Source organism: Streptomyces sp. NPDC094143 (assembly GCF_040303825.1).
In the GTDB taxonomy this organism is placed as follows: domain Bacteria; phylum Actinomycetota; class Actinomycetes; order Streptomycetales; family Streptomycetaceae; genus Streptomyces.
This window is the reverse complement of record NZ_JBEOTZ010000009.1, coordinates 112,693-136,867: the sequence shown is the minus strand read 5'-3', so window position 1 is coordinate 136,867 and position 24,175 is coordinate 112,693. Positions and strand designations below refer to the sequence as shown.

Below are 24,175 nucleotides of genomic sequence, written 5' to 3'. Positions count from 1 at the left end.
GCCTACGGCCGCCCGCCGGGTCCGCCCAGTGGACACTCCAGCTGCGCCGCCGCCGGCGCGCGGCACAATGGTCGCCATGACCAGCAAGCCCAGCCGCCTCGATCCGGAGATCGCCGCCCGCCTCAAGCGCAGCGCCGACGGTCTCCTGCCCGCCATCGCCCAGCAGTACGACACCGGTGAGGTGCTCATGCTCGGCTGGATGGACGACGAGGCGCTGCATCGCACCCTCACCACCGGCCGGTGCACGTACTGGTCCCGCAGCCGCCGGGAGTACTGGGTCAAGGGCGACACCTCCGGCCACGTCCAGTGGGTGAAGTCCGTGGCGCTGGACTGCGACGCCGACACCGTGCTCGTCAAGGTCGACCAGGTCGGCGCCGCCTGCCACACCGGCGCCCGCACCTGCTTCGACGAGGACGTGCTCATCGAGGACGCCGGTTCCGCCGCCCTCGCCGCGGATCAGTAAGGTCGGCCGCCATGGACCTCGAGACGTTCCGCAAGCTCGCCACCGACCGGCGGGTCATCCCGGTCACCCGCAAGCTCCTCGCCGACGGCGACACCCCAGTCGCGCTCTACCGCAAGCTCGCCGGCGAGCGCACCGGCACCTTCCTGCTGGAGTCCGCCGAGAACGGCCGCTCCTGGTCCCGGTACTCCTTCGTGGGCGTGCGCTCGGCGGCCACCCTGACCGAGCGCGACGGCCAGGCCCACTGGCTCGGCGTCCCGCCCGTCGGCGTCCCCACGGACGGCGACCCGCTCGCCGCGCTGCGCGCCACCATCGAGGCCCTGCACACCCCCCACCAGGAAGGCCTGCCGCCCTTCACCGGCGGCATGGTCGGCTACCTCGGCTACGACATCGTCCGCCGCCTGGAGAAGATCGGTCCCGGCGAGCGCGACGACCTGCGGCTGCCCGAGCTGACCATGCTCCTCACCAGCGACCTCGCCGTCATGGACCACTGGGAGGGCTCGGTCCTGCTGATCGCCAACGCGATCAACCACAACGACCTGGAGACCGGCGTCGACGAGGCCTACGCCGACGCAGTGGCCCGCCTCGACGCCATGCAGGCCGACCTGACCCGCCCGGTCGCCCAGCCCCCGGCCGTGCTCCCGCCCTCCGAACTGCCCGAGTACACCGCGCTGTGGGGCGGCCCCGACTTCCAGGAGGCCGTGGAGGACATCAAGGAGCGCATCCGGGCCGGCGAGGCCTTCCAGGTGGTTCCCTCCCAGCGCTTCGAGACGCCGTGCACGGCGAGCGCGCTGGACGTCTACCGGGTCCTGCGCACGACCAACCCGTCGCCGTACATGTACCTGTTCCGCTTCGACGGCTTCGACGTCGTCGGCTCCTCCCCGGAGGCCCTGGTCAAGGTCGAGGACGGCCGGGCCATGGTGCACCCCATCGCCGGCACCCGCTGGCGCGGCGCCACCCCGCAGGAGGACCAGGCCCTCGCCGACGAACTCCTCGCCGACCCCAAGGAACGCGCCGAGCACCTCATGCTCGTCGACCTCGGCCGCAACGACCTGGGGCGGGTCTGCGAACCCGGTTCCGTCGAGGTCGTGGACTTCATGTCCATCGAGCGCTACTCGCACGTGATGCACATCGTCTCGACGGTGACCGGCCGCGTGGCCGCCGGGCGCACGGCCTTCGACGTCCTCACCGCCTGCTTCCCGGCCGGCACCCTCTCCGGGGCCCCGAAGCCCCGCGCCCTGCAGATCATCGACGAACTCGAACCGTCCCGGCGCGGCCTGTACGGCGGCTGCGTCGGCTACCTCGACTTCGCCGGCGACTCCGACACCGCCATCGCCATCCGCACCGCCCTGCTGCGCGACGGAACGGCGTACGTGCAGGCCGGAGCGGGGATCGTCGCCGACTCCGACGCGGTCGCCGAGGACACCGAGTGCCGCAACAAGGCGGCCGCCGTCCTGCGGGCGGTGCACTCGGCCAACCGGCTGGGAAAGGCCTGAGATGACCCCCGGGTGACGGTTCGCCCGGGGTTCAGGCGATAGTGGGGTACGTGACTGCTGTACCTCACCCCCGTTCCCAAGCCGCCGGATCCGCCCGGGCCGGCCGCCTGAGCCTCGCCGTCGCGCTGCTGTGCGGCGCGCTCGGCGCGGCCCTGGCGCTCCTCGCCACCCGGCAGCAGTGGGCGGAGGGCACCGCGACGGTGGCCGGCGGCGCCTTCCCGCTGACCGCCAGCGGCAGCGACGTCACGGGCGTCCCCGCGGCGCTCGCCATAGTGGGCCTCGCCGCGCTCGTCGCCGTGTTCGCCGTCCGCCGCGCCGGCCGCGTCGTCGTGGCCGGGCTGCTGGCGCTCTCCGGCGCGGGCACCGTCGCCGCCGCCCTGCTCGGCGCCTCCGACAGCTCCGCGCTGGACGAGAAGGCCGCCCGGGCCTCCGGCGACACCTCCGCCTCCGTCGCCGCCCTCAGCCACACCGCCTGGCCGTACGTCGCGGCCGCCGGCGGTGTCCTGCTCCTGCTGGCCGGACTGCTCGCGCTGCGCTACGGACGGCTGTGGCCCGCGATGTCCGGGCGCTACGAGCGAGGCGGCACGCCCCAGCCGCGCCGCCGGGCGCCCGCCGCCGACCCCGACCGGCCCGAGGACCTGTGGAAGGCGCTCGACCGGGGCGAGGACCCGACCGGGGCCTGAGCCGCCCGGGTGAGCCCGGGGAGCACCCCCGGTCACCGTCCACGCGCGCGTGCGGGACAATGGCCCCGAGCGTCCTGCTCAGACACGCACACAGCAACGAGGAGCAAGCAATGGCGGGCAGCAGCCACGGTCACACCCCGGCCGCCTGGACCGGTGTCATCATCGCCTTCATCGGTTTCTGCGTCGCGGGCGCCTTCATGGTGATGGACCAGCCGGTGGGTTTCTGGGCCGGCATGGTGGTCGTGCTGCTCGGCGGTGTCGTCGGCGGCATCATGCGGATGATGGGCCTGGGCCAGCCCAAGGATCTGCACCAGCCGCACCAGATGACGGGCGACCGCGAGCCGGCGCGCGCCGAGGGCTGATCCCCGGCGGAACACGCGTTCTCGGGTGAGGGGCGGCCGGCACACGGGTGCCGGGACCGCCCCTCACGCGCGCAGCGGGGCACAATGCGTACCGTGAACGCCGACAGCCGAAGGGTGACGCAAGGGCTCCCGGGACGCCTGGCCGTCCCCGCCGCGCTCCTGGCGGGCGCCGCCGCCGCCTTCGCCTACGTGGGCGCGGTGGACCCGGGCGAACCCGGCCACTACCCCGTCTGCCCGCTGCTGCGCCACACCGGCCTGTACTGCCCCGGCTGCGGCGGACTGCGCAGCGCCCACGCGTTCGTCCACGGCGACCTGCCGGCCGCCCTGCACGCCAACGCGCTCGCCGTGCTCGGCTATCTGGCCTGCGCCGTGCTGTGGACCGTATGGGTGGTCCACGCCGTACGCGGACGCCCGCTGCGGATCGACCCCCGCCCCGGCCTGGTGTGGAGCCTCGGCGCGTTGCTGCTGGTCTTCACCGTTGTCCGGAACCTGCCCTTCGGTGGCTGGCTGCACCCTTGATCATCTGGCGAATGTCCAGGTACTGGGACCGGCGTCAACCGGATGCGAGGCCTACGCCCCGCTGCGGATACCATCGCAGTGACCATCGGGTTTCCGGCTGGTCGCCGGAACTGTCAAGAGTCTGGAAGGGGGCCGCTCGCGTGAGTGTGCTCGACGAGATCATCGACGGAGTTCGAGCCGACCTCGCGGAGCGGCAGGCGCGCGTCAGCCTCGACGAGCTCAAGGAGCGCGCGGCGAAGGCTCCCGCGGCCAAGGACGGCGCGGCCGCCCTGCGCGGCGACGGCGTCAAGGTCATCTGCGAGGTCAAGCGCTCCAGCCCCTCCAAGGGCGCGCTGGCCGCCATCGCCGACCCGGCCGGACTCGCCGCCGACTACGAGGCGGGCGGCGCGGCCGTCATCTCCGTCCTCACCGAGCAGCGGCGCTTCGGCGGCTCGCTGGCCGACCTGGAGGCGGTCCGCGCCCGGGTGGACATCCCGGTCCTGCGCAAGGACTTCATCGTCACGTCGTACCAGCTGTGGGAGGCCCGCGCCTACGGCGCCGACGTCGCCCTGCTGATCGTCGCCGCCCTCGACCAGCCCGCCCTGGAGTCCCTCATCGAGCGGGCCGAGTCCATCGGGCTCACGCCGCTGGTCGAGGTGCACGACGAGGACGAGGTCGAGCGCGCGGTCGACGCCGGCGCCCGTGTGATCGGCGTCAACGCCCGCAACCTCAAGACCCTCGAAGTCGACCGCAACACCTTCGAGCGGGTGGCCCCGGAGATCCCCGACCACATCATCAAGATCGCCGAGTCCGGCGTCCGCGGCCCGCACGACCTCATCGCCTACGCCAACGCCGGCGCGGACGCGGTCCTGGTCGGCGAGTCCCTCGTCACCGGCAAGGACCCGAGGACCGCGGTCTCCGACCTGGTGGCGGCGGGCGAGCACCCCGCCCTCCGGCACGGCCGGGGCTGACCACCCGCTAGGCTTGGCCCGATGAATCCCACCATGACGACCGTGGACCGGTACGCCCGCCTCGCGCGCGGCTGCCGCCCCCGCGGCTGCCGTGCGCCCGCGCGCCGCGTCCACGGCCGCCGCGTCCGGTACGTCATCGGTGACGAGCCGGGCCAGGTCAACGGCATGCGATGGCAGCGCGCCCGTTAGGGGCGCGGGGCATCATCTGATGTGCGGCTGCCGCCGCGCGGGCGCGACAAGCCACACACGGCCCGCGGTCGACAGCAAAACCCTGCCCCCACGGCGATCAGTGCATCTCCACACACTCACCGTGAAGGTTTCCGCATGCCCAGCCAGTTCTTCATCCCCGACCCCGAGGAACAGACGCCGAACCCCGAAGGCTACTTCGGGGCCTTCGGCGGCAAGTTCATCCCCGAGGCCCTCGTCGCCGCCGTCGACGAGGTCGCCGTCGAGTACGACAAGGCCAAGCACGACCCGGAGTTCGCGAAGGAACTCGACGACCTCCTGGCCCACTACACCGGCCGTCCCTCGGCGCTGACCGAGGTGCCCCGGTTCGCCGAACACGCCGGCGGCGCCCGCGTCTTCCTGAAGCGGGAAGACCTCAACCACACCGGCTCCCACAAGATCAACAACGTCCTCGGTCAGGCCCTGCTCACCAGGCGCATGGGCAAGACCCGGGTCATCGCCGAGACCGGCGCCGGCCAGCACGGCGTCGCCACGGCCACCGCCTGCGCCCTGTTCGGCCTCGACTGCACCATCTACATGGGCGAGATCGACACGCAGCGCCAGGCGCTCAACGTGGCCCGCATGCGCATGCTCGGCGCCGAGGTCATCGCCGTGAAGTCCGGCAGCCGCACCCTGAAGGACGCCATCAACGAGGCGTTCCGCGACTGGGTCGCCAACGTCGACCACACGCACTACCTCTTCGGCACGGTCGCCGGACCCCACCCCTTCCCGGCCATGGTCCGCGACTTCCACCGGGTCATCGGCGTCGAGGCCCGCCGCCAGCTCCTGGAGCGCGCCGGCCGGCTGCCCGACGCCGCGATCGCCTGCGTCGGCGGCGGCTCCAACGCCATCGGCCTCTTCCACGCCTTCATCCCCGACGAGGACGTCCGCCTCATCGGCTGCGAGCCCGCCGGCCACGGCGTCGACACCGGCGAGCACGCCGCGACCCTGACCGCGGGCGAGCCCGGCATCCTGCACGGCTCCCGCTCCTACGTCCTGCAGGACGAGGAGGGCCAGATCACCGAGCCGTACTCCATCTCGGCCGGCCTGGACTACCCGGGCATCGGCCCGGAGCACTCCTACCTGAAGGACTCCGGCCGCGGCGAGTACCGCGCGGTCACCGACGACGCGGCCATGCAGGCCCTGCGCCTGCTGTCGCGCACCGAGGGCATCATCCCGGCCATCGAGAGCGCCCACGCGCTGGCCGGTGCCCTGGAGGTCGGCAAGGAGCTGGGCAAGGACGGGCTGATCGTGGTCAACCTCTCCGGCCGCGGCGACAAGGACATGGACACCGCCGCCCGCTACTTCGGCCTGTACGACACCGACGCCGAGGTCGCCGAGGACGCCTCCGGCACCGCCGAGATCGAGGGGGACGCCAAGTGAGCGGCAACCTGCAGCTGTTGAGCGACACCCTCGCCGCGGCCAAGGCCGAGGGGCGCTCGGCCCTCATCGCCTACCTGCCGGCCGGCTTCCCGACCGTGGACGGCGGCATCGAGGCGGTCAAAGCCGTCATCGACGGCGGCGCCGACGTCGTCGAGGTGGGCCTGCCGCACAGCGACCCCGTCCTCGACGGCCCCGTCATCCAGACCGCCGACGACATCGCCCTGCGCGGCGGCGTGAAGATCGCCGACGTGATGCGCACCGTCCGCGAGGCGCACGCCACCACCGGCAAGCCCATCCTCGTCATGACGTACTGGAACCCCATCGACCGCTACGGCGTCGAGCGGTTCACAGCCGAGCTGGCCGAGGCGGGCGGCGCGGGCTGCATCCTGCCCGACCTGCCCGTGCAGGAGTCGGCGCTGTGGCGGGAGCACGCCGACAAGCACGGCCTCGCGACCGTCTTCGTCGTCGCCCCCAGCAGCAAGGACGAACGGCTCGCGCGGATCACCGCGGCGGGCAGCGGCTTCGTCTACGCCGCCTCCCTCATGGGCGTCACCGGCACCCGCGCCACCGTCAGCTCGCAGGCCCAGGACCTGGTGGAACGCACCCGGGCCACCGGCACCGGCCTGCCGGTCTGCGTCGGGCTCGGCGTCTCCAACGCCACCCAGGCCGCCGAGGTCTCCCGCTTCGCCGACGGCGTGATCGTCGGCTCGGCCTTCGTCAAGGCCATGCTCGACGCCCCGGACGACGCGGCCGGCGTCGAGGCCGTGCGCGCGCTCGCCGGTGACCTCGCCAAGGGCGTGCGCGGACAGGCGTAGGAGAGCCGGAAGTCATACAGGTCCCTCGTACGGGTGGACCTGGGGCCGGGGAGGCGCGGTGCGCCTCCCCGGTTCGTTTCCGGGGTGTGAGCGAGAAGAACCGTGAGGGAAAGCGCACCGCCCGGGAGAAGCTGGCGGTCGAGCGTGAGAAGCACAAGTCCGCCGAGAAGCGCCGGCGCGCGCTGCTGGTGGGCGGCGCGGTCGTCGCCGTCCTGGGACTCGCGGCGGTGATCGGCGTCGTCGCGGCCAACGCCGGCAAGGACGACGGCGGCGAGGCCTCGGGCCCGGTCGTGGCCCCCTCGGGCGCGCAGGGCAAGGACGGCCTGGCGATCCCGGTCGGCAAGGACAGCGCCAGGTCCACGCTCACGGTGTGGGAGGACTTCCGCTGCCCGGCCTGCAAGTCCTTCGAGACGGCGTACCGGCCGGTGATCCACGAGCTGACCGAAGCCGGCCGGCTGAAGACCGAGTACCACCTGGTCACGCTCATCGACGGCAACATGGGCGGCACGGGCTCGCGCAACGCGGCCAACGCCGCCGCCTGCGCCCAGGACGCCGGCAAGTTCCCCGCGTACCACGACGTGCTCTTCGACAACCAGCCCGCGGAGACCGACGACGCCTACGCGGACAACGACAAGCTGATCGAGCTCGCCGGCAAGGTCGACGGCCTGGACACCCCGGCCTTCCGCACCTGCGTCGAGGACGGCACGCACAACGCGTGGGTCGCCAGGTCCCACCAGGCCTTCGGCAAGGGCGACTTCTCGGGCACGCCGACCGTGCTGTTCGACGGCAAGAACATCTACGAGGACCGGACGATGACCCCGGCGAAGCTGAAGCAGATGGTGCAGCAGGCGAACCAGGGGTGAGGGGCATGCGCCCGTCCCTGTTATGGACCCGTAGCCGGGCCGCCTGCCCCGGGCCCGGTCCGGCACGGTAGCGTCGACCCTGCCATGGAACTTGCCTTCATTCCCAGCCCGTCGCGCGGGGTGCTGTACCTCGGCCCCATTCCGCTGCGCGGCTACGCGTTCTGCATCATCATCGGCGTCTTCGTCGCGGTCTGGCTCGGCAACAAGCGCTGGATCGCCCGGGGCGGGCGGGCCGGCACGGTGGCCGACATCGCTGTCTGGGCGGTCCCCTTCGGCCTGGTCGGCGGCCGCCTCTACCACGTGATCACGGACTACGAGCTGTACTTCAGCGAGGGCCGTGACTGGGTGGACGCCTTCAAGATCTGGGAGGGCGGCCTCGGCATCTGGGGCGCGATCGCGCTCGGTGCGCTGGGCGCCTGGATCGGCTGCCGCCGCCGGGGCATCCCGCTGCCCGCGTACGCGGACGCCGTCGCGCCGGGCATCGCCTTCGCGCAGGCCATCGGCCGCTGGGGCAACTGGTTCAACCAGGAGCTCTACGGCAAGCCCACCGATCTGCCGTGGGCCCTGGAGATCACGTCCTCGGCGGACGGGCGGGTACCGGGCACGTACCACCCGACGTTCCTGTACGAGTCGCTGTGGTGCATCGGCGTCGCGGTCCTGGTCATCTGGGCCGACCGCCGCTTCCGCCTCGGGCACGGCCGGGCCTTCGCGCTGTACGTCGCCGCGTACTGCGCGGGCCGGGCGTGGATCGAGTACATGCGGGTCGACGACGCCCACCACATCCTGGGCCTGAGGCTGAACGTCTGGACCGCGATCCTGGTGTTCCTGCTCGCGGTGACCTACTTCGTGCTGTCGGCGAGGAAGCGGCCGGGACGCGAAGAGGTCGTGGAGCCGGGTGCGGCGTCCTCCGGCGGTGACGCCGGCAGTGACGAGAAGGCCGTCGACCTGGACAAGGACGGCAAGGACGGCAAGGGCCGTGAGGAGACCGAGGACGGCAGGGGCGAGGCCGCGGACGAAGGCGAGGCCGAGGCCGACGGCGCCAGGAACGAGGCCGGGTCGGGGAAGAAGGCCTGACGGCCTGCTGTCGTAGCGACGCATCCGAGGGCGCCCGGGCAGACCGGGCGCCCTCGGCGTGTCAGCGGCGGCCCGCCAGGGACAGGGTGCGCCGGGCCGCCGTCACCACCGCCGCGTCGACGAAACGGCCGTCGGGCAGGGCCTGGGCGCCCTGCTGCGTCGCCGCCGCCTTGAGGACCGTCTCGGCCTGCTCGATCTCCTCGCCGCTGGGCAGATAGGCCCGCTCGATGACCGGGAGCTGGCGCGGATGGATCGCCGCGCGGCCGAGGAAACCCAGTGCGCGGCCCCGGGCACAGGAGGCGGCCAGTCCCTCCAGGTCGCGGATGTCGGCGTGGACCGACTGCGCCGGCGGGGGCAGCCCAGCCGCCCGGGCGGCCACGACCACCCGGGAGCGAGCCCAGTCCAGGCCGGTGTCGTCCCGGACCCCCAGGTCGGCGCGGAGGTCGGCCTCGCCGAGCGCGATGCCCCGCAGGTTCGGGTGCGCCATGGCGACGGCATAGGCCTGTTCCACGGCGAGGGCCGACTCCAGCAGGGCGTACAGAGCGGCCGGCGTGCGGTGGGCGATGTGGGTGATCCCGGCGGCCGAGGTCACCTTGGGCAGGCGCAGGCCGGACAGGCCCGGGGCCTCGGCGAGCGTGCCGATGTCCTGTTCGGCCCAGGGGCTGTCCAGGGCGTTGACGCGGACGTGGACCGGGACCGGTGGCGTCCGGCCGAGCAGGTCGGCGGTGGCGTCGCGGGCGTAGGCCTTGCGGTCGGGGGCGACCGCGTCCTCCAGGTCGACGATGACGACGTCGGCGCCGCAGGTGAGGGCCTTCGCCACCACGTGCGGGCGGTCGCCCGGGGCGTAGAGCCAGGTGAGCGGCGGGGCCGGCGTCATACGACGCCCTCCGCGCGCAGCTCGTCGAGGTCGGTGCCGGTCAGGCCGAGTTCGGTCAGGACCTCGTCGGTGTCCGCGCCGTGCGGGCGGCCCGCCCAGCGGATCGCGCCGGGCGTGGCGGACAGGCGGAAGAGGACGTTCTGCATGCGCAGCGGGCCCAGTTCCGGGTCGTCGACGGTGGTGATGGTGTTCAGGGCCTGGTACTGCGGGTCCGCCATCACGTCCCGGACGTCCTGGACCGGGGCCACCGCCGCCTCCGCCTTCTCGAAGGCCGCCAGGACGTCGGTGCGGGTGCGCTCGGCGATCCAGGAGCCGACGGCCTCGTCCAGGACGTCGGCGTGGCGGGCGCGGTCGGCGCCGGTGGCGAACCACGGCTCGTCGATCAGTTCGGGGCGTCCGACCAGGCGCATCACGCGTTCCGCGACCGACTGGGCGGAGGTGGAGACGGCGACCCAGGTGCCGTCCGCGGTGCGGTAGACGCCGCGCGGGGCGTTGTTCGGGGAGCGGTTGCCGGTGCGGGGCTGGACGTGGCCGAGCTGGTCGTACCAGAGGGGCTGGGGGCCGAGGACGGCCAGGATCGGCTCGATCAGGGCCAGGTCGACGACCTGGCCCTCGCCCGTCCGGTCCCGGGCGGCGAGCGCCGTCATCACCGCGTAGGCCGTCGTCAGGCCGGCGATGGCGTCGGCCAGGCCGAACGGCGGGAGGGTCGGGGGCGCGTCCGGTTCGCCGGTGATCGCGGCGAAGCCGCTCATCGCCTCGGCGAGGGTGCCGAAGCCGGGGCGGTGCGCGGAGGGACCGAACTGGCCGAAGCCGGTGACGCGGGCCAGGACCAGGCGAGGGTTGACGGCCGACAGTTCCGGCCAGCCGAGGTCCCACTTCTCCAGGGTGCCGGGGCGGAAGTTCTCGACGATCACGTCGGCGGTGGCGGCGAGGCGCAGCAGGGTGGCGCGGCCGCCGGGCCTGGACAGGTCGAGCGTGACGGTCCGCTTGTTGCGGCCGAGCGTCTTCCACCACAGGCCGACGCCGTCCTTCGAAGGGCCGTGACCGCGGGAGGGGTCCGGCTTCCTCGGGTGCTCGATCTTGACGACCTCCGCGCCGAAGTCACCGAGCAGGGTGGCGGCCATCGGCCCGGCGAAGAGGGTGGCGAGGTCGAGGACGCGCAGGCCGGTGAGGGGCGCGGGCTGGGGAGCGGTCATGAGCGGTGGGTCTCCCGGTGGGTGAGGTGGGCGAGGGTGTCGAAGCCGATGCCGTTGAAGTCGCCGACGGAGGTGGACAGACGGTTCTTCAGCGGGGCCGTCCAGCGGTCGGGGATCGCCGCGGGGTGCCCGGCCAGCAGGCCGGCGATGCCGCCCGCCGTGGCGCCGTTGGAGTCGGTGTCCCAACCGCCGCTCACCGCGCGGCAGACGGAGCCGGTGAAGTCGCCGTCGGCGTGGGTGAGGGCGGCGGCGATCAGCGCGGTGTTGGGAACGGCGTGCACCCAGTGGTGGGTGGCGGCGTAGGTGGCGTGGAGTTCGTCGACGACCGTGTCGAAGTCGGCGTGCTCGCGGGCCAGTTCGATGCCCTGGCGGACCGCTCGGGCGAGGCGGGAGCGGGGCGGCACGACCGTGAGGCCGGTGCGCAGGCAGGTGTGGACGTCGGCGGTGCCGGTCGCGGCCGTCGCGATGGTGGCCGCCGCGAACATCGCCGCGTAGACGCCGTTGGCCGTGTGGGTGAGGGTGGCGTCGCGGTAGGCCTGTCCGGCCGCCGCCGCCGGGTCGCCGGGGTTGGTCCAGCCGTGGACGTCGGCGCGGATCAGGGCGCCGATCCACTCCCGGAACGGGTTGCGGTGCCGGGCGGTGTACGGGGGCTCCAGGCCGCTGAGGAGGTTGCGGTAGGCGACGCGTTCGGCGGTGAAGGTGCGGCCGGCGGGGAGTTCGTCGAGCCAGACGCGGGCCACGTCCGTGGTGGTGAAGGCCTTGCCGTGGCGTTGCAGGAGGATCAGGCCGAGGAGGGGGTAGTTGAGGTCGTCGTCCTCGGGCATGCCGTCGATGTTCTCGGCGAGGGAGGTGGCCGCCGAGCGGCGGTTCCAGGGGTGCGCGTCGAGCAGCTCGTCCGGGACGCCTCGTGCGGTGAACCAGGTGGACAGGGGCCAGTTGCCGGTGGACCGGGCCAGGCGGCGGATGCCTTCGAGGGGGAGTTTCTCGACCGGTTTGCCCAGCAGGCAGCCGGCGGCCCGGCCGAGCCAGGCGGCTTTGAGGCGCTGGTGGGACGGGGCCGAGGTGAGCAGGGGCTCCGGCCAGTCGGCGCAGACGGCCCTGATCTTCCGCAGATCCGTCGGTTCGTCGTCGGCCGACGTGCTGGGGAGGTCCGCCAGCTCGTCCAGGAGGTCTTCCGCCAGCTGGCGGAGGTAGCGGGACGTGGGGGCGGGGGAGGCGCCCGCGGTGGCCGGGGCCTCGGGGCCGCCCGCCGCTCGCCAGCGCGCCGCGATCGCCTTCGGCTCGCGGCCGTCCTGGGCCGCCTGGCGGAGTTCGTGGCCGAGCAGGTCCTCCGGCTGGACCCAGGTCAGTCGGAGCATTCCCGGCCTCCGAGGGATGCGAAGGCCTCTTCGTGAGCGCGGCGGCGGGAGACGTCCCGGGCGAAGATCTCGCGGGTCACCCGGGTGAGCGTGACGGCCGGTTCCCACAGGTCCAGGCGGCTGGCCTCGGCGACCGTCTTGGCCCAGTCCTCCGGGACCGGCGCGCCCAGGGCTCCCGCCAGGGCGCCCGCCATCGTGGCGATGGAGTCGCAGTCCCGGCCGTAGTTCACGGCGCCGAGGACCGCGTGGCGGTAGTCGCCCCGGGCGACGAGCAGCAGGCCCAGGGCCACGGGGAGTTCCTCGATCGCGTGGAGGCGGGACGGGCGGCGGGCACCCAGGGACGGGGCGCGGTAGTCGGGGCCGACCGTGTCGTAGGGGGAGACCGCGTCGCGCAGGGGGCCGAGTGCCGACTCGAAGTCCGTGTGGCGGGAGGCCTCCTCGCAGACCCGTTCGATCGCCGTGCGTGTGCCGTCCTTGGCCAGGGCCAGGCAGGTCGAGACGACCGAGTCCGGGGTCGCCCCGGGGGTGCAGGCCGCGGCCACCGCCGCCGCCAGGACGCCCGCCGCCTCACGGCCGTACGACGACTGGTGCGCGCCGGCGACGTCCAGGGCCTCGGCGTACGCCGCGCGCGGGTCGGCCGCGTTGACCAGGCCGACCGGGGCCATGTACATCGCCGCACCGCAGTTGACGATGTTGCCGGTGCCGGCCTCACGCGGGTCGGCATGGCCGTAGTGGATCCTCGTGACCAGCCACTTCTCCGCGAGGAAGATCCGCTGGAGGGGGAGTGCCTCGGTCTGCAGTTCCGGGATCCAGCGGGGCTCGGTCATCAGGTCGGGGACCAGGTGGTCGGCGACGGCGTAGGCGTCGAGGTGGTCGCGGACCCGGGCGTACACGCGGACCAGGGCGTGGGTCATGAGGGTGTCGTCGGTGACGTGGCCGTCGCCCTTGTGGTACGGGGCGAGAGGGCGGGCCGTGCGCCAGTCGTCGCCGTGCCAGGGGCCGACGATGCCGTGGACGCGGCCGCCGTGGCGCTGAAGGATCTGCTCGGGCGAGTAGCCCTCGACGGGGCCGCCGAGGGCGTCGCCGACGGCCGCGCCGACCAGGGCGCCGGTGATCCGCTCGTCCAGTGTGGCGTTTTGATGGGATGTGGGCTTCATGGCCGCATCATCCATCGGGCTGGGCCGGTTGTACGGCTTCCAGGAGCTCGGCGAGTTCGACGAGGTCGGTGCCGGTGAGGCGGGGCAGGACGCAGCCGGAGAGGGTGCGGCAGGCGTCCCGCCAGGAGACCGGGATCGACGCGCCGCCGCCCGGGGCACCGGTGAGGGCGCCCACCAGGGCGGGGGCGGAGTCCGCCACCCGGGACAGGCAGGCCGCCGCCGGGACCGCCTCGGTGATGCGGCCGCGGGCGGCGGTGGCCAGGGCCAGGGCGACCGGGACGGTCTCGGCGGCGGCGATGCCGTAGCTGTAGACGTGGTCGACGATCTGGTGCTCCAGGGGCGGGACGAGGGCGAAGGCGCCGTCCGCCGCGAGGGCGAGCCGCAGGGCGTGCCGGGCGTTGCGGCCGATCTCCGTCTCCTCGGGGAGCTCGGCGAGCGCGGCCGTGACGCAGGCGTCGACGCCGGAGCCGGCCAGGGCGAGGGCTAGGGCCGCCGCCATGGCGCGGGCCCCGTGCACTCCGTCGCCGTCCTGGGTGTAACGGGCGTCGAACTCGGCGAGGTCGGCGGCGCACCGGGGGTCGCCGGGGTGGGCCACGGCCAGGACGCAGGCGCGGACGCAGGCGGCGTCGTCGAAGTAGTGCGGGTTGTCGTGGCCGGTGGCGGGCGGGCGCAGGCCGGTGGCGAGGTTGCCGAGGCCGGCGCGGACGGAGATGCGGGCGCGCAGGGGGAGGACGGCGGACTCGATCTCGGGGGCGCGGTCCGCCGCGGCGGCGACCTCGCAGGCGATGGCGTTCCAGGTCAGGTCGATGGCGGCGCGGGTGCGGCGGTCTCGGCTCAGGTCGTTCAGGACGGTGTCGTCGCCTGCGCGCAGGAGGGCCTCCGCGGCGAAGGCCGCCCATTCCGCGTCGTCGGAGGGGCCCAGACGGAGGGGTTCCGGGGGCTGGTTGAGGGCGATGGGGACGGGGAGGGTCGTCGTCGCGTTGTGCTCGGCGAAGGTGTCCAGTTCGCGGGTGAGGCGGCGGGTCCAGTCGGGCATGCGGGCGGCTCTGTGGCGGGCGGCGGGCCATCCCGCGGCGTCGCCGGCGGCCAGTCCGAGCAGGAGGCCTTCGGCCCTTTTGTCTCCCACCCGCGCACGGCCCGTAACTGTCACCCGAGGGGTCCTGGTCTCCCGTGGGGCGACTTCGCCGTCGGCGGCCGCGGGGGGTTCTTGTGTGGCGGGAGGTGCGCCGTCGTCCGCCGCCGGTTCGACGTCCAGGGCCGTCGTCGGGCCAGGGGCCGTCGTCGGGTCCAGGGTCGTCATGCGAGGGGCTCCGTTCTGTCGGGCGCCAGGGTGAAGGCCGTCGCGTTCGGCTTCGCGGTGGGTGGCGCCGGGGTCAGCAGGTCCGCCACGGTCAGGACGTGGTGGCCCGCCATCGCCGGCAGGCAGGAGCCCCTGGCCGGGGTGATGGCCGCCGCCCAGGCCGCCGGGATGGCCGAGACGCCCCGGGTCGCGCCCGCCAGCGCGCCCGCGACCGCCGCCGTCGTGTCCGCGTCGCGGCCCATGTTCACCGCCGTCAGGACGGACTGCTCGAAGTCGCCGTCGGCCGCCGCGTACGCGCCGAAGGCGAGGGCGACCGCCTCGGGGGCCAGGTCGGTCCAGGGGTAGCCGCCGATGACGACCGCGGAGCGGACCGCGCGTTCGCCGCGGTGGGCGACCGCCACCGCGCGGCGCAGGCTCCGGGCCGTCCAGGAGTCGTCGGGCACGACCGCGAGGGCCGCGGCCACCACCGCGACCGGCGGGGCGCCGGCCATGGCCGCGGCGACGCCCGCCGCCACCGCCTGGCCGCCGTAGATGCCCTCGCCGTCGTGGCTCACCGAGCCGTCGATCGCGACCAGCCGGGCCGCCTCCGCCGGGCGGCCCGCCGCGAACACCCCGAAGGGGGCCGCGCGCATGGCCAGGCCGTCGCTCCAGGCGTGCCGGTGCTGGGCGGAGATGGGTGCGGCCAGGCCCCGGCGCAGGTTCTCCAGCGTGCCGCGTTCGCTGAAGCCGGCGCCCCGGAACGGGCCCTCGTCGCGGTCGGCGATCAGTTCGTGCCAGGCCGCCTCGACGTGCGCCGGGGTGAGCGCGGAGCCGTGCCGGGCCAGCAGCAGGGCCGAGAAGAGCGCGTACTCGGTGTCGTCCGTGCCGGACGGCTGCTCGGCCACGTAGCCCGTGATGCGGCCCCACCGCGCGCGGATCTCGGACGGCTTCATGTTCTCGGCCGGCGCTCCGAGGGCGTCACCGACGGCCAGGCCCAGCAGCGCGCCGCGGGCCCGAGCGCGGAGTCCGGCGGCGTCCCCGGGCGCCGGGACGGAGGGGATGCAGGCGGTCGATGCCATACGGCATGTGTCCCACTGGGACGACTTCGGCGAGCCTCACCAGCCCCAGCATCACCCGGTCGACATCTGGGCGAGGTGATGATCAAGTGAGCGAAAAACGGCAAACCCGCAGGTTAGCTCAGCCTTTCCTTGCTGGCGAGGGCGGAATCCGCGGCGTAATTTTGGCGTTGTAAAACTCTGGAACTTGTCCAAGGTAGCTGGTTCGACCCAGGGGAGCGGGGTTCTTCCATGGCCATCATCGAGACCGAGGCGGCGCTGCACGAGGCGCACCGGGACAACCACACGCACCGGGACGTGAACGGCGGCTGGCTGCGTCCCGCGGTGTTCGGCGCGATGGACGGCCTCGTCTCCAACCTGGCCCTGATGACCGGCGTCGCGGGCGGGTCGGTCAGCCAGCACACCGTCGTCCTCAGCGGTCTGGCCGGTCTGGCCGCCGGCGCGTTCTCCATGGCCGCCGGTGAGTACACCTCCGTGGCCTCGCAGCGCGAGCTGGTCGAGGCCGAGCTGGACGTGGAGCGGCGCGAGCTGCGCAAGCACCCCAAGGACGAGGAGGCCGAGCTGGCCGCCCTCTACGAGGCGCGGGGGGTCGAGCCGCGGCTGGCCCGCGAGGTGGCCCGGCAACTGTCGAAGGATCCCGAGCAGGCGCTGGAGATCCACGCCCGGGAGGAACTGGGCATCGACCCGGGTGACCTGCCCTCGCCCACCGTGGCCGCGGTGTCGAGTTTCGGCTCCTTCGCGCTGGGCGCGCTCGTGCCCGTGCTGCCGTATCTGCTGGGGGCGAGCAGTATGTGGCCGGCCGTGCTGCTGGCGCTGCTGGGGCTCTTCCTCTGTGGCGCGGTGGTGGCCAAGGTGACGGCGCGCACCTGGTGGTACAGCGGTCTGCGCCAGCTGCTCCTGGGTGGCGCGGCGGCCGGTGTGACGTACGCCCTGGGCACTCTGTTCGGAACGGCCGTAGGATAGCGCGGCTCGGACTTATGCGAGGGGCCGCATAACTAACCGTTACCCGCTGGTTTCGAGCGCGCAACCACCGGGCATGAGCCCCAAGCGCTGTGGGCAATGAGGCTCACCGCGCGTCTCAGCGGGCCGGGCGAAGACGCCTGTCCCGCCGTCGGGCCCGACGGACATCGATCTCACCCGGTCGTTCCGTAGCGGCCCCCACAGCTTCCACCGTCGGCGCGGAACCCCCGCCGCGAGCCCGCGGTGTCCGCATGGTGGAACGGGTTATCCCGGTTCCCGAGAACCGCTCCATCATGTAACCTGCACGAAATTTTGCGATCACGCAGAGGGCCAACGTCGTCCCTCGGCACTTGCACATGCCAGATGACGACGACGGGAGAGCCGATGCGTACGCCGCGCCAGCCGTCCCAGCACTCCGCGAATGGCCAGAACTGGTCGTTCATGGATGCTCGCCCTGCTGCGCAGGGTATGTACGACCCCCGCAACGAGCACGACGCCTGCGGCGTCGGCTTCGTCGCCACCCTCACCGGCGAGGCGTCCCACACCCTGGTCGAGCAGGCTCTGACCGTCCTGCGCAACCTCGAACACCGCGGTGCCACCGGCTCCGAGCCCGACTCGGGCGACGGCGCCGGCATCCTGTCGCAGGTCCCGGACGCCTTCTTCCGCGAGGTGGCCGGATTCGAACTCCCCGAGGCCGGTGCCTACGCGGTGGGCATCGCCTTCCTGCCGGAGCACACCACCGCCGAGACCGTCTCACAGATCGAGACGATCGCCGCCGACGAGGGCCTGACCGTCCTCGGCTGGCGCGAGGTCCCCGTCGCTCCCCAGCTGCTCGGCGCCACCGCCCGGTCGACCATGCCCGTCTTCCGCCAGATCTTCGTCACCGACGGCGCGGCCGTGCCCGCCACGGGCATCGACCTCGACCGCAAGGCCTTCGTGCTGCGCAAGCGCGCCGAGCGCGAGGCCGGTGTCTACTTCCCGTCGCTGTCGGCCCGCACGATCGTCTACAAGGGCATGCTGACCACCGGCCAGCTGGAGCCCTTCTTCCCGGACCTGTCCGACCGCCGCTTCGCCTCCGCGATCGCCCTCGTGCACTCCCGGTTCTCGACGAACACCTTCCCGTCGTGGCCGCTCGCACACCCGTACCGCTTCGTCGCGCACAACGGTGAGATCAACACCGTCAAGGGCAACCGCAACTGGATGGTCGCCCGTGAGTCGCAGCTCGTCTCGGACCTGTTCGGCTCCGACGACAGGACGATCGAGCGGATCTTCCCGATCTGTACGCCCGACGCCTCCGACTCCGCCTCCTTCGACGAGGTCCTGGAGCTGCTGCACCTGGGCGGCCGCTCCCTGCCGCACTCGGTGCTGATGATGATCCCGGAGGCGTGGGAGAACCACGACTCCATGGACCCGGCCCGGCGCGCCTTCTACCAGTTTCACTCCACGATGATGGAGCCCTGGGACGGCCCCGCCTGCGTCACCTTCACCGACGGCACCCAGGTCGGCGCGGTCCTCGACCGCAACGGCCTGCGCCCCGGCCGCTACTGGGTCACCGACGACGGCCTCGTCGTCCTCGGCTCCGAGGTCGGCGTCCTGGACATCGACCCGGCCAAGGTCGTCCGCAAGGGCCGCCTGCAGCCCGGCCGCATGTTCCTCGTCGACACCGCCGAGCACCGCATCATCGAGGACGACGAGATCAAGGCCCAGCTCGCCGCCGAGCACCCCTACCAGGAGTGGGTGGAAGCCGGCGAGATCGAGCTGTCCGACCTGCCCGAGCGCGAGCACATCGTCCACACCCACGCCTCGGTCACCCGTCGCCAGCAGACCTTCGGCTACACCGAGGAGGAGCTGCGCGTCATCCTCGCGCCGATGGCCAAGGCCGGTGCCGAGCCGATCGGCTCGATGGGCACCGACTCGCCGATCGCCGCGCTGTCGGACCGCCCGCGCCTGCTCTTCGACTACTTCACGCAGCTGTTCGCGCAGGTCACCAACCCGCCGCTGGACGCCATCCGCGAGGAACTGGTCACCTCCCTGCGCAGCTCCCTCGGCCCGCAGGGCAACCTGCTGGAGCCGAACGCGGCCTCCTGTCGCAGCGTCCTGCTGCCCTTCCCGGTCATCGACAACGACGAGCTGGCCAAGCTCATCCACATCAACGCCGACGGCGACATGCCCGGCTTCAAGGCCGCGACCCTGTCCGGCCTGTACCGGGTGCACGGCGGCGGTGACGCGCTCGCCGCGCGGATCGAGGAGATCTGCGCCGAGGCCGACGCCGCCATCGAGAACGGCGCCCGCCTGATCGTCCTGTCGGACCGCCACTCCGACGCCGAGCACGCGCCGATCCCCTCGCTGCTGCTCACCGCGGCCGTCCACCACCACCTCATCCGCACCAAGCAGCGCACCCAGGTGGGCCTGCTGGTCGAGGCCGGCGACGTCCGCGAGGTCCACCACGTCGCCCTGCTCATCGGCTACGGCGCCGCCGCCGTCAACCCGTACCTGGCGATGGAGTCCGTCGAGGACCTGGTCCGCGCCGGCACCTTCCTGCCCGGCATCGAGCCCGAGCAGGCCATCCGCAACCTGATCTACGCCCTCGGCAAGGGCGTGCTGAAGGTCATGTCCAAGATGGGCATCTCGACCGTCGCCTCCTACCGCGGCGCCCAGGTCTTCGAGGCCGTCGGTCTCGACGAGGCCTTCGTCGACAAGTACTTCAACGGCACGGCCACCAAGATCGGCGGCGTCGGCATCGACGTCATCGCCAAGGAGGTCGCCGCACGGCACGCCAAGGCCTACCCGGCCTCCGGCATCGCCCCGGCGCACCGCGCGCTGGACATAGGCGGCGAGTACCAGTGGCGCCGCGAGGGCGAGCCGCACCTGTTCGACCCGGAGACGGTCTTCCGCCTGCAGCACTCCACGCGCTCCGGCCGCTACGACATCTTCAAGAAGTACACCGAGCGCGTGAACGAGCAGTCCGAGCGGCTGATGACGCTGCGCGGCCTGTTCGGCTTCAAGTCCGACCGGGAGCCCATCCCGATCGACGAGGTCGAGCCGGTCTCCGAGATCGTCAAGCGGTTCTCCACGGGCGCCATGTCGTACGGCTCCATCTCGCAGGAGGCGCACGAGACCCTCGCCATCGCCATGAACCAGCTGGGCGGCAAGTCCAACACCGGTGAGGGCGGCGAGGACCCGGAGCGCCTGTACGACCCGGCCCGCCGGTCCTCCATCAAGCAGGTCGCCTCCGGCCGCTTCGGCGTGACCTCCGAGTACCTGGTCAACTCCGACGACATCCAGATCAAGATGGCCCAGGGCGCCAAGCCCGGCGAGGGCGGCCAGCTGCCCGGCCACAAGGTCTACCCGTGGGTCGCCAAGACGCGGCACTCGACGCCCGGCGTGGGCCTGATTTCCCCGCCGCCGCACCACGACATCTACTCCATCGAGGACCTGGCCCAGCTGATCCACGACCTGAAGAACGCCAACCCCCAGGCGCGCATCCACGTCAAGCTGGTCTCCGAGGTCGGCGTCGGCACCGTCGCGGCGGGTGTGTCGAAGGCGCACGCGGACGTGGTGCTGATCTCCGGTCACGACGGTGGTACGGGTGCCTCCCCGCTCACCTCGCTGAAGCACGCCGGCGGCCCCTGGGAGCTGGGCCTGGCCGAGACCCAGCAGACGCTGCTGCTCAACGGCCTGCGCGACCGCATCGTCGTGCAGACCGACGGTCAGCTGAAGACCGGCCGCGACGTCGTCATCGCCGCGCTGCTCGGCGCCGAGGAGTTCGGTTTCGCGACCGCGCCGCTCGTCGTCTCCGGCTGCGTCATGATGCGCGTCTGCCACCTGGACACCTGCCCGGTCGGCATCGCCACGCAGAACCCGGTGCTGCGCGAGCGGTACAACGGCAAGGCCGAGTACGTCGTCAACTTCTTCCAGTACATCGCCCAGGAGGTCCGCGAGCTCCTGGCCGAGCTGGGCTTCCGCTCCATCCAGGAGGCCGTCGGCCACGCCGAGGCCCTCGACGTCACCCGCGCGGTCGACCACTGGAAGGCGCAGGGCCTGAACCTGGAGCCGCTGTTCCACGTGCCCGAGCTGCCCGAGGGCGCGGTGCGCCACCAGCTCATCGCGCAGGACCACGGCCTGGAGAAGGCGCTCGACAACCAGCTGATCAAGCTCGCCGCCGACGCCCTGGCCGCCTCCGACGCCACCGAGGCCCAGCCGGTCCGCGCCCAGGTGCAGATCCGCAACATCAACCGCACGGTCGGCACCATGCTCGGCCACGAGGTGACGAAGAAGTTCGGTGGCGCGGGCCTGCCCGACGACACCATCGACATCACCTTCACCGGCTCCGCGGGCCAGTCCTTCGGCGCGTTCGTGCCGCGCGGTGTCACGCTGCGCCTGGAGGGCGACGCCAACGACTACGTCGGCAAGGGCCTGTCCGGTGGCCGGATCGTCGTCCGCCCGGACCGCGCGGCCGACCACCTCGCCGAGTACAGCGTCATCGCCGGCAACACCATCGGCTACGGCGCCACCGGCGGCGAGATGTTCCTGCGCGGCAAGACCGGTGAGCGGTTCTGCGTCCGCAACTCCGGCGCGACGGTCGTCTCCGAGGGCGTGGGCGACCACGGCTGCGAGTACATGACCGGCGGCCACGCGGTGGTGCTCGGCGAGACGGGCCGCAACTTCGCGGCCGGCATGTCCGGCGGTGTCGCCTACGTGATCGACCTCGACCGGGACAACGTCAACGCCGGCAACCTGGACGCGATCGAGGCGCTGGACGACACCGACCGGCAGTGGCTGCACGACGTGGTCCGCCGCCACCAGGAGGAGACCGGCTCCACCGTCGCCGAGAAGCTCCTGGCCGATTGGGACACCGCCGTCGAGCGCTTCAGCAAGATCATCCCCAGCACGTACAAGGCAGTGCTCGCCGCCAAGGACGCCGCCGAGCGAGCCGGTCTCTCCGAGACCGAGACCCACGAGAAGATGATGGAGGCGGCGATCAATGGCTGACCCGAAGGGCTTCCTGAACCACGGGCGCGAGGTCGCCAAGTCCCGCCCCGTGCAGGAGCGCGTCAAGGACTGGAACGAGGTCTACGTCCCCGGCTCCCTGCTGCCGATCATCAGCAAGCAGGCCAGCCGGTGCATGGACTGCGGCATCCCGTTCTGCCACAACGGCTGCCCGCTCGGGAACCTCATCCCCGAGTGGAACGACTACGCCTACCGCGAGGACTGGTCGGCGGCGCAGGAGCGTCTGCACGCCACCAACAACTTCCCGGAGTTCACGGGCCGCCTGTGCCCCGCTCCCTGCGAGTCGGCGTGTGTGCTCGGCATCAACCAGCCGCCGGTCACCATCAAGAACGTCGAGGTCTCGATCATCGACAAGGCGTGGGAGACCGGGGACGTCGCCCCGCAGATCCCGGAGCGCCTCTCGGGCAAGACCGTCGCGGTCGTCGGCTCGGGCCCGGCCGGTCTCGCCGCCGCCCAGCAGCTGACCCGCGCCGGCCACACCGTCGCCGTCTACGAGCGCGCGGACCGCATCGGCGGCCTCCTGCGCTACGGCATCCCCGAGTTCAAGATGGAGAAGCGGCACATCAACCGCCGCATCGAGCAGATGCGCGCGGAGGGCACCCGCTTCCGCACCGGTGTCGAGATCGGCCGCGACCTCAAGGCGACCGACCTGAAGAAGCGGTACGACGCCGTGGTCCTGGCCGTCGGCGCGACGACCGCCCGTGACCTGCCGGTGCCCGGCCGCGAGCTCAGGGGCATTCACCAGGCCATGGAGTACCTGCCCCTGGCGAACAAGGTGCAGGAGGGCGACTTCGTGGCGCCCCCGATCTCGGCCGAGGGCAAGCACGTCGTGGTCATCGGTGGCGGCGACACCGGCGCGGACTGCGTCGGCACCGCCCACCGCCAGGGCGCGGCCTCCGTGACGCAGCTGGAGATCATGCCCCGCCCGAACGACGAGCGGCACCCGGTCGACCAGCCCTGGCCGACCTTCCCCATGCTGTACAAGGTCACCTCGGCCCACGAGGAGGGCGGCGAGCGCGTCTACTCGGTCTCGACGACCCACTTCGAGGGCGACGAGGACGGCAACGTCCAGTGGCTGCACCTCACCGAGGTGGAGTTCATCGACGGCAAGCTGACGCCGAAGCCGGGCACCGAGCGCAAGATCCCCGCCCAGCTGGTCACGCTCGCCATGGGCTTCACGGGCACCGACCGGGAGAACGGCCTGGTCGAGCAGTTCGGCCTGGAGCTCGACGAGCGCGGCAACATCGCCCGCGACGCCGACTGGCAGACCAACGTGCCGGGCGTGTTCGTCGCCGGTGACGCCGGCCGCGGCCAGTCGCTCATCGTCTGGGCGATCGCGGAGGGCCGCTCGGCCGCGAGGGGCGTCGACCGCTTCCTGACCGGTGCCAGCGACCTGCCGGCCCCGATCCGCCCGACGGACCGTGCGCTGATGGTCTGACGCGCGCCCCCACGACGTCCCGTACAAAGGCGTACGGAACACCGACGGCGCCTGCCCCACTGTCCCCGACCGGACGACCGGGCAGGCGCCGTCGCACGTCCTCGACCGGCCGGCCCCGCTGCTCGCCGACGAGCCGGCCGGGCGGCTCGGTCCCGCCGACCGGGCGCTGGAGCCGGGCGATGGAATGGCCGTCGAGGAGTGAGAGAGTGAGCCATGACCGCGATCAGTCTGACCAAGGTGCAGGAGACCGCTCCCGCGCTGGTGAACCTGTACAAGAGCGCCGGGGTCTCCCTCACGAAGCACGGGCTGGACGGACTGCGCGCCGCGGTCTACCTCGTGGTCGACTACTCCGGCTCGATGAGGCCCTACTACCGGGACGGCAGCGTGCAGGCGCTGGCCGACCGGGTGCTCGGGCTGTCGGCGCACCTCGACGACGACGGCACCGTGCCCGTGGTGTTCTTCTCCACCGACGTCGACGCCGAGACGGAGATCGCCCTGGCCGGTCACCAGGGGCGGATCGAGCGGATCGTGGCCGGGCTCGGGCACATGGGCAAGACCAGCTACCACCTGGCCATGGACGCCGTGATCGACCACTACCTCGACAGCGGGACGGCCGAGCCCGCCCTGGTCGTCTTCCAGACCGACGGCGGGCCGATCAACAAGCTCGCCGCGGAGCGGTATCTGTGCAAGGCGGCGAGGCTCCCGCTGTTCTGGCAGTTCATCGGCTTCGGCGACCCGCGCAGCAAGCAGTTCGACTTCCTGCGCAAGCTCGACGAGCTGGCCGTGCCCGGCAAGCGGGTCGTGGACAACGCCGGGTTCTTCCACGCGGGCGAGGACCCCCGCCGGGTGCCGGACGGCGAGCTGTACGACCGGCTGGTGGGGGAGTTCCCGAAGTGGCTGGTGGCCGCCAGGGCCGCGGGCATCGTGCGGGAGCCCGGCAGGCGCTGAGCGGCGCGCTCGCCCCCTTGGCGTAGCCGCCCCCTCGCCCCGTTGG

The 24,175-nt window shown here is 72.7% G+C and carries 21 protein-coding genes; 15 read left to right on the top strand and 6 right to left on the bottom strand.

Annotation, left to right across the window (positions count from 1 at the left end; all coding sequences use genetic code 11):
• Positions 1-76 precede the first annotated feature (76 nt).
• From hisI to lgt, 11 genes are all read left to right on the top strand, one after another.
• Entirely contained in the window at positions 77-463 is a 387-nt protein-coding gene (gene hisI, locus ABTZ58_RS14670) for a phosphoribosyl-AMP cyclohydrolase (RefSeq protein WP_351355359.1), read from the top strand.
• Positions 464-474: 11 nt separating this feature from the next.
• The gene (locus ABTZ58_RS14665; protein ID WP_351355356.1) at positions 475-1,956 is read left to right on the top strand and encodes an anthranilate synthase component I; all 1,482 of its coding nucleotides are present in this window, start codon (positions 475-477) and stop codon (positions 1,954-1,956) included.
• Between the two features lie 41 nt (positions 1,957-1,997).
• Positions 1,998-2,639: a TIGR02234 family membrane protein gene (locus ABTZ58_RS14660; protein WP_351355353.1), complete on the top strand. Its 642-nt coding sequence runs from the start codon at positions 1,998-2,000 to the stop codon at positions 2,637-2,639.
• 110 nt (positions 2,640-2,749) lie between these two features.
• Positions 2,750-3,001: an HGxxPAAW family protein gene (locus ABTZ58_RS14655; protein WP_351355350.1), complete on the top strand. Its 252-nt coding sequence runs from the start codon at positions 2,750-2,752 to the stop codon at positions 2,999-3,001.
• Between the two features lie 84 nt (positions 3,002-3,085).
• Complete coding sequence (locus tag ABTZ58_RS14650) at positions 3,086-3,520, top strand: DUF2752 domain-containing protein (RefSeq protein ID WP_351355347.1); 435 nt, start codon at positions 3,086-3,088, stop codon at positions 3,518-3,520.
• 140 nt (positions 3,521-3,660) lie between these two features.
• Positions 3,661-4,470 carry an indole-3-glycerol phosphate synthase TrpC gene (gene trpC / locus ABTZ58_RS14645; protein WP_309094003.1) on the top strand — a complete coding sequence of 270 codons (810 nt, stop codon included), beginning with the start codon at positions 3,661-3,663 and terminating at the stop codon, positions 4,468-4,470.
• 21 nt (positions 4,471-4,491) lie between these two features.
• Positions 4,492-4,659: a tryptophan biosynthesis modulator TrpM gene (gene trpM / locus ABTZ58_RS14640; protein ID WP_309094002.1), complete on the top strand. Its 168-nt coding sequence runs from the start codon at positions 4,492-4,494 to the stop codon at positions 4,657-4,659.
• Positions 4,660-4,794: 135 nt separating this feature from the next.
• Positions 4,795-6,078: a tryptophan synthase subunit beta gene (gene trpB / locus ABTZ58_RS14635; protein WP_351355342.1), complete on the top strand. Its 1,284-nt coding sequence runs from the start codon at positions 4,795-4,797 to the stop codon at positions 6,076-6,078.
• Positions 6,075-6,893: a tryptophan synthase subunit alpha gene (trpA, locus tag ABTZ58_RS14630; protein ID WP_351355339.1), complete on the top strand. Its 819-nt coding sequence runs from the start codon at positions 6,075-6,077 to the stop codon at positions 6,891-6,893. The genes trpB and trpA overlap by 4 nt, the downstream gene beginning before the upstream one ends.
• 86 nt (positions 6,894-6,979) lie before the next feature.
• Entirely contained in the window at positions 6,980-7,756 is a 777-nt protein-coding gene (locus ABTZ58_RS14625) for a DsbA family protein (RefSeq protein ID WP_351355336.1), read from the top strand.
• 84 nt (positions 7,757-7,840) lie between these two features.
• Positions 7,841-8,830 carry a prolipoprotein diacylglyceryl transferase gene (gene lgt / locus ABTZ58_RS14620; RefSeq protein ID WP_351355333.1) on the top strand — a complete coding sequence of 330 codons (990 nt, stop codon included), beginning with the start codon at positions 7,841-7,843 and terminating at the stop codon, positions 8,828-8,830.
• Positions 8,831-8,891: 61 nt separating this feature from the next.
• On the opposite strand, the gene ABTZ58_RS14615 is transcribed toward lgt, so the two are convergent.
• The 6 genes from ABTZ58_RS14615 to ABTZ58_RS14590 are packed head-to-tail and all read right to left on the bottom strand — an operon-like array spanning position 8,892 to position 15,776.
• Complete coding sequence (locus ABTZ58_RS14615) at positions 8,892-9,707, bottom strand: HpcH/HpaI aldolase/citrate lyase family protein (protein WP_351355330.1); 816 nt, start codon at positions 9,705-9,707, stop codon at positions 8,892-8,894.
• The gene (locus tag ABTZ58_RS14610; RefSeq protein WP_351355327.1) at positions 9,704-10,903 is read right to left on the bottom strand and encodes a CaiB/BaiF CoA transferase family protein; all 1,200 of its coding nucleotides are present in this window, start codon (positions 10,901-10,903) and stop codon (positions 9,704-9,706) included. Before ABTZ58_RS14610 ends, ABTZ58_RS14615 begins: the two co-directional genes overlap by 4 nt.
• Positions 10,900-12,261, bottom strand: a complete 1,362-nt coding sequence (locus tag ABTZ58_RS14605; RefSeq protein ID WP_351355325.1) for an ADP-ribosylglycohydrolase family protein — start codon at positions 12,259-12,261, stop codon at positions 10,900-10,902. The genes ABTZ58_RS14610 and ABTZ58_RS14605 overlap by 4 nt, the downstream gene beginning before the upstream one ends.
• On the bottom strand, positions 12,249-13,418 hold the full coding sequence (locus ABTZ58_RS14600; RefSeq protein WP_351355322.1) for an ADP-ribosylglycohydrolase family protein: 1,170 nt from the start codon (positions 13,416-13,418) through the stop codon (positions 12,249-12,251). Before ABTZ58_RS14600 ends, ABTZ58_RS14605 begins: the two co-directional genes overlap by 13 nt.
• A 7-nt stretch (positions 13,419-13,425) precedes the next feature.
• A complete protein-coding gene (locus ABTZ58_RS14595) occupies positions 13,426-14,718 on the bottom strand; it encodes an ADP-ribosylglycohydrolase family protein (RefSeq protein WP_351355319.1) in 1,293 nt (430 codons plus the stop codon).
• The gene (locus tag ABTZ58_RS14590) at positions 14,715-15,776 is read right to left on the bottom strand and encodes an ADP-ribosylglycohydrolase family protein (RefSeq protein WP_351355316.1); all 1,062 of its coding nucleotides are present in this window, start codon (positions 15,774-15,776) and stop codon (positions 14,715-14,717) included. Before ABTZ58_RS14590 ends, ABTZ58_RS14595 begins: the two co-directional genes overlap by 4 nt.
• Positions 15,777-16,004: 228 nt before the next feature.
• On the opposite strand from ABTZ58_RS14590, the gene ABTZ58_RS14585 reads away from it, so the two are divergent.
• From ABTZ58_RS14585 to ABTZ58_RS14570, 4 genes are all read left to right on the top strand, one after another.
• A complete protein-coding gene (locus tag ABTZ58_RS14585) occupies positions 16,005-16,736 on the top strand; it encodes a VIT1/CCC1 transporter family protein (RefSeq protein ID WP_351355313.1) in 732 nt (243 codons plus the stop codon).
• Positions 16,737-17,117: 381 nt separating this feature from the next.
• On the top strand, positions 17,118-21,725 hold the full coding sequence (gltB, locus tag ABTZ58_RS14580) for a glutamate synthase large subunit (protein WP_351355310.1): 4,608 nt from the start codon (positions 17,118-17,120) through the stop codon (positions 21,723-21,725).
• Complete coding sequence (locus ABTZ58_RS14575; RefSeq protein WP_351355307.1) at positions 21,718-23,181, top strand: glutamate synthase subunit beta; 1,464 nt, start codon at positions 21,718-21,720, stop codon at positions 23,179-23,181. Before gltB ends, ABTZ58_RS14575 begins: the two co-directional genes overlap by 8 nt.
• A 213-nt stretch (positions 23,182-23,394) precedes the next feature.
• Positions 23,395-24,129 carry a vWA domain-containing protein gene (locus tag ABTZ58_RS14570; protein ID WP_351355304.1) on the top strand — a complete coding sequence of 245 codons (735 nt, stop codon included), beginning with the start codon at positions 23,395-23,397 and terminating at the stop codon, positions 24,127-24,129.
• The last annotated feature ends 46 nt before the right edge of the window (positions 24,130-24,175 follow it).

Excerpts from the sequence above, each read along its gene's own strand:
- trpM (WP_309094002.1), top strand. The coding sequence starts at position 4,492 with ATGAATCCCACCATGACGACCGTGGACCGGTACGCCCGCCTCGCGCGC.
- ABTZ58_RS14570 (WP_351355304.1), top strand. The coding sequence starts at position 23,395 with ATGACCGCGATCAGTCTGACCAAGGTGCAGGAGACCGCTCCCGCGCTG.
- ABTZ58_RS14650 (WP_351355347.1), top strand. The coding sequence starts at position 3,086 with ATGCGTACCGTGAACGCCGACAGCCGAAGGGTGACGCAAGGGCTCCCG.
- ABTZ58_RS14665 (WP_351355356.1), top strand. The coding sequence starts at position 475 with ATGGACCTCGAGACGTTCCGCAAGCTCGCCACCGACCGGCGGGTCATC.
- gltB (WP_351355310.1), top strand. The coding sequence starts at position 17,118 with ATGCGTACGCCGCGCCAGCCGTCCCAGCACTCCGCGAATGGCCAGAAC.
- hisI (WP_351355359.1), top strand. The coding sequence starts at position 77 with ATGACCAGCAAGCCCAGCCGCCTCGATCCGGAGATCGCCGCCCGCCTC.
- ABTZ58_RS14655 (WP_351355350.1), top strand. The coding sequence starts at position 2,750 with ATGGCGGGCAGCAGCCACGGTCACACCCCGGCCGCCTGGACCGGTGTC.
- ABTZ58_RS14590 (WP_351355316.1), bottom strand. The coding sequence starts at position 15,776 with ATGGCATCGACCGCCTGCATCCCCTCCGTCCCGGCGCCCGGGGACGCC.
- ABTZ58_RS14585 (WP_351355313.1), top strand. The coding sequence starts at position 16,005 with ATGGCCATCATCGAGACCGAGGCGGCGCTGCACGAGGCGCACCGGGAC.
- ABTZ58_RS14600 (WP_351355322.1), bottom strand. The coding sequence starts at position 13,418 with ATGAAGCCCACATCCCATCAAAACGCCACACTGGACGAGCGGATCACC.
- ABTZ58_RS14610 (WP_351355327.1), bottom strand. The coding sequence starts at position 10,903 with ATGACCGCTCCCCAGCCCGCGCCCCTCACCGGCCTGCGCGTCCTCGAC.
- trpB (WP_351355342.1), top strand. The coding sequence starts at position 4,795 with ATGCCCAGCCAGTTCTTCATCCCCGACCCCGAGGAACAGACGCCGAAC.
- lgt (WP_351355333.1), top strand. The coding sequence starts at position 7,841 with ATGGAACTTGCCTTCATTCCCAGCCCGTCGCGCGGGGTGCTGTACCTC.
- ABTZ58_RS14615 (WP_351355330.1), bottom strand. The coding sequence starts at position 9,707 with ATGACGCCGGCCCCGCCGCTCACCTGGCTCTACGCCCCGGGCGACCGC.
- ABTZ58_RS14595 (WP_351355319.1), bottom strand. The coding sequence starts at position 14,718 with ATGACGACCCTGGACCCGACGACGGCCCCTGGCCCGACGACGGCCCTG.
- ABTZ58_RS14605 (WP_351355325.1), bottom strand. The coding sequence starts at position 12,261 with ATGCTCCGACTGACCTGGGTCCAGCCGGAGGACCTGCTCGGCCACGAA.
- ABTZ58_RS14575 (WP_351355307.1), top strand. The coding sequence starts at position 21,718 with ATGGCTGACCCGAAGGGCTTCCTGAACCACGGGCGCGAGGTCGCCAAG.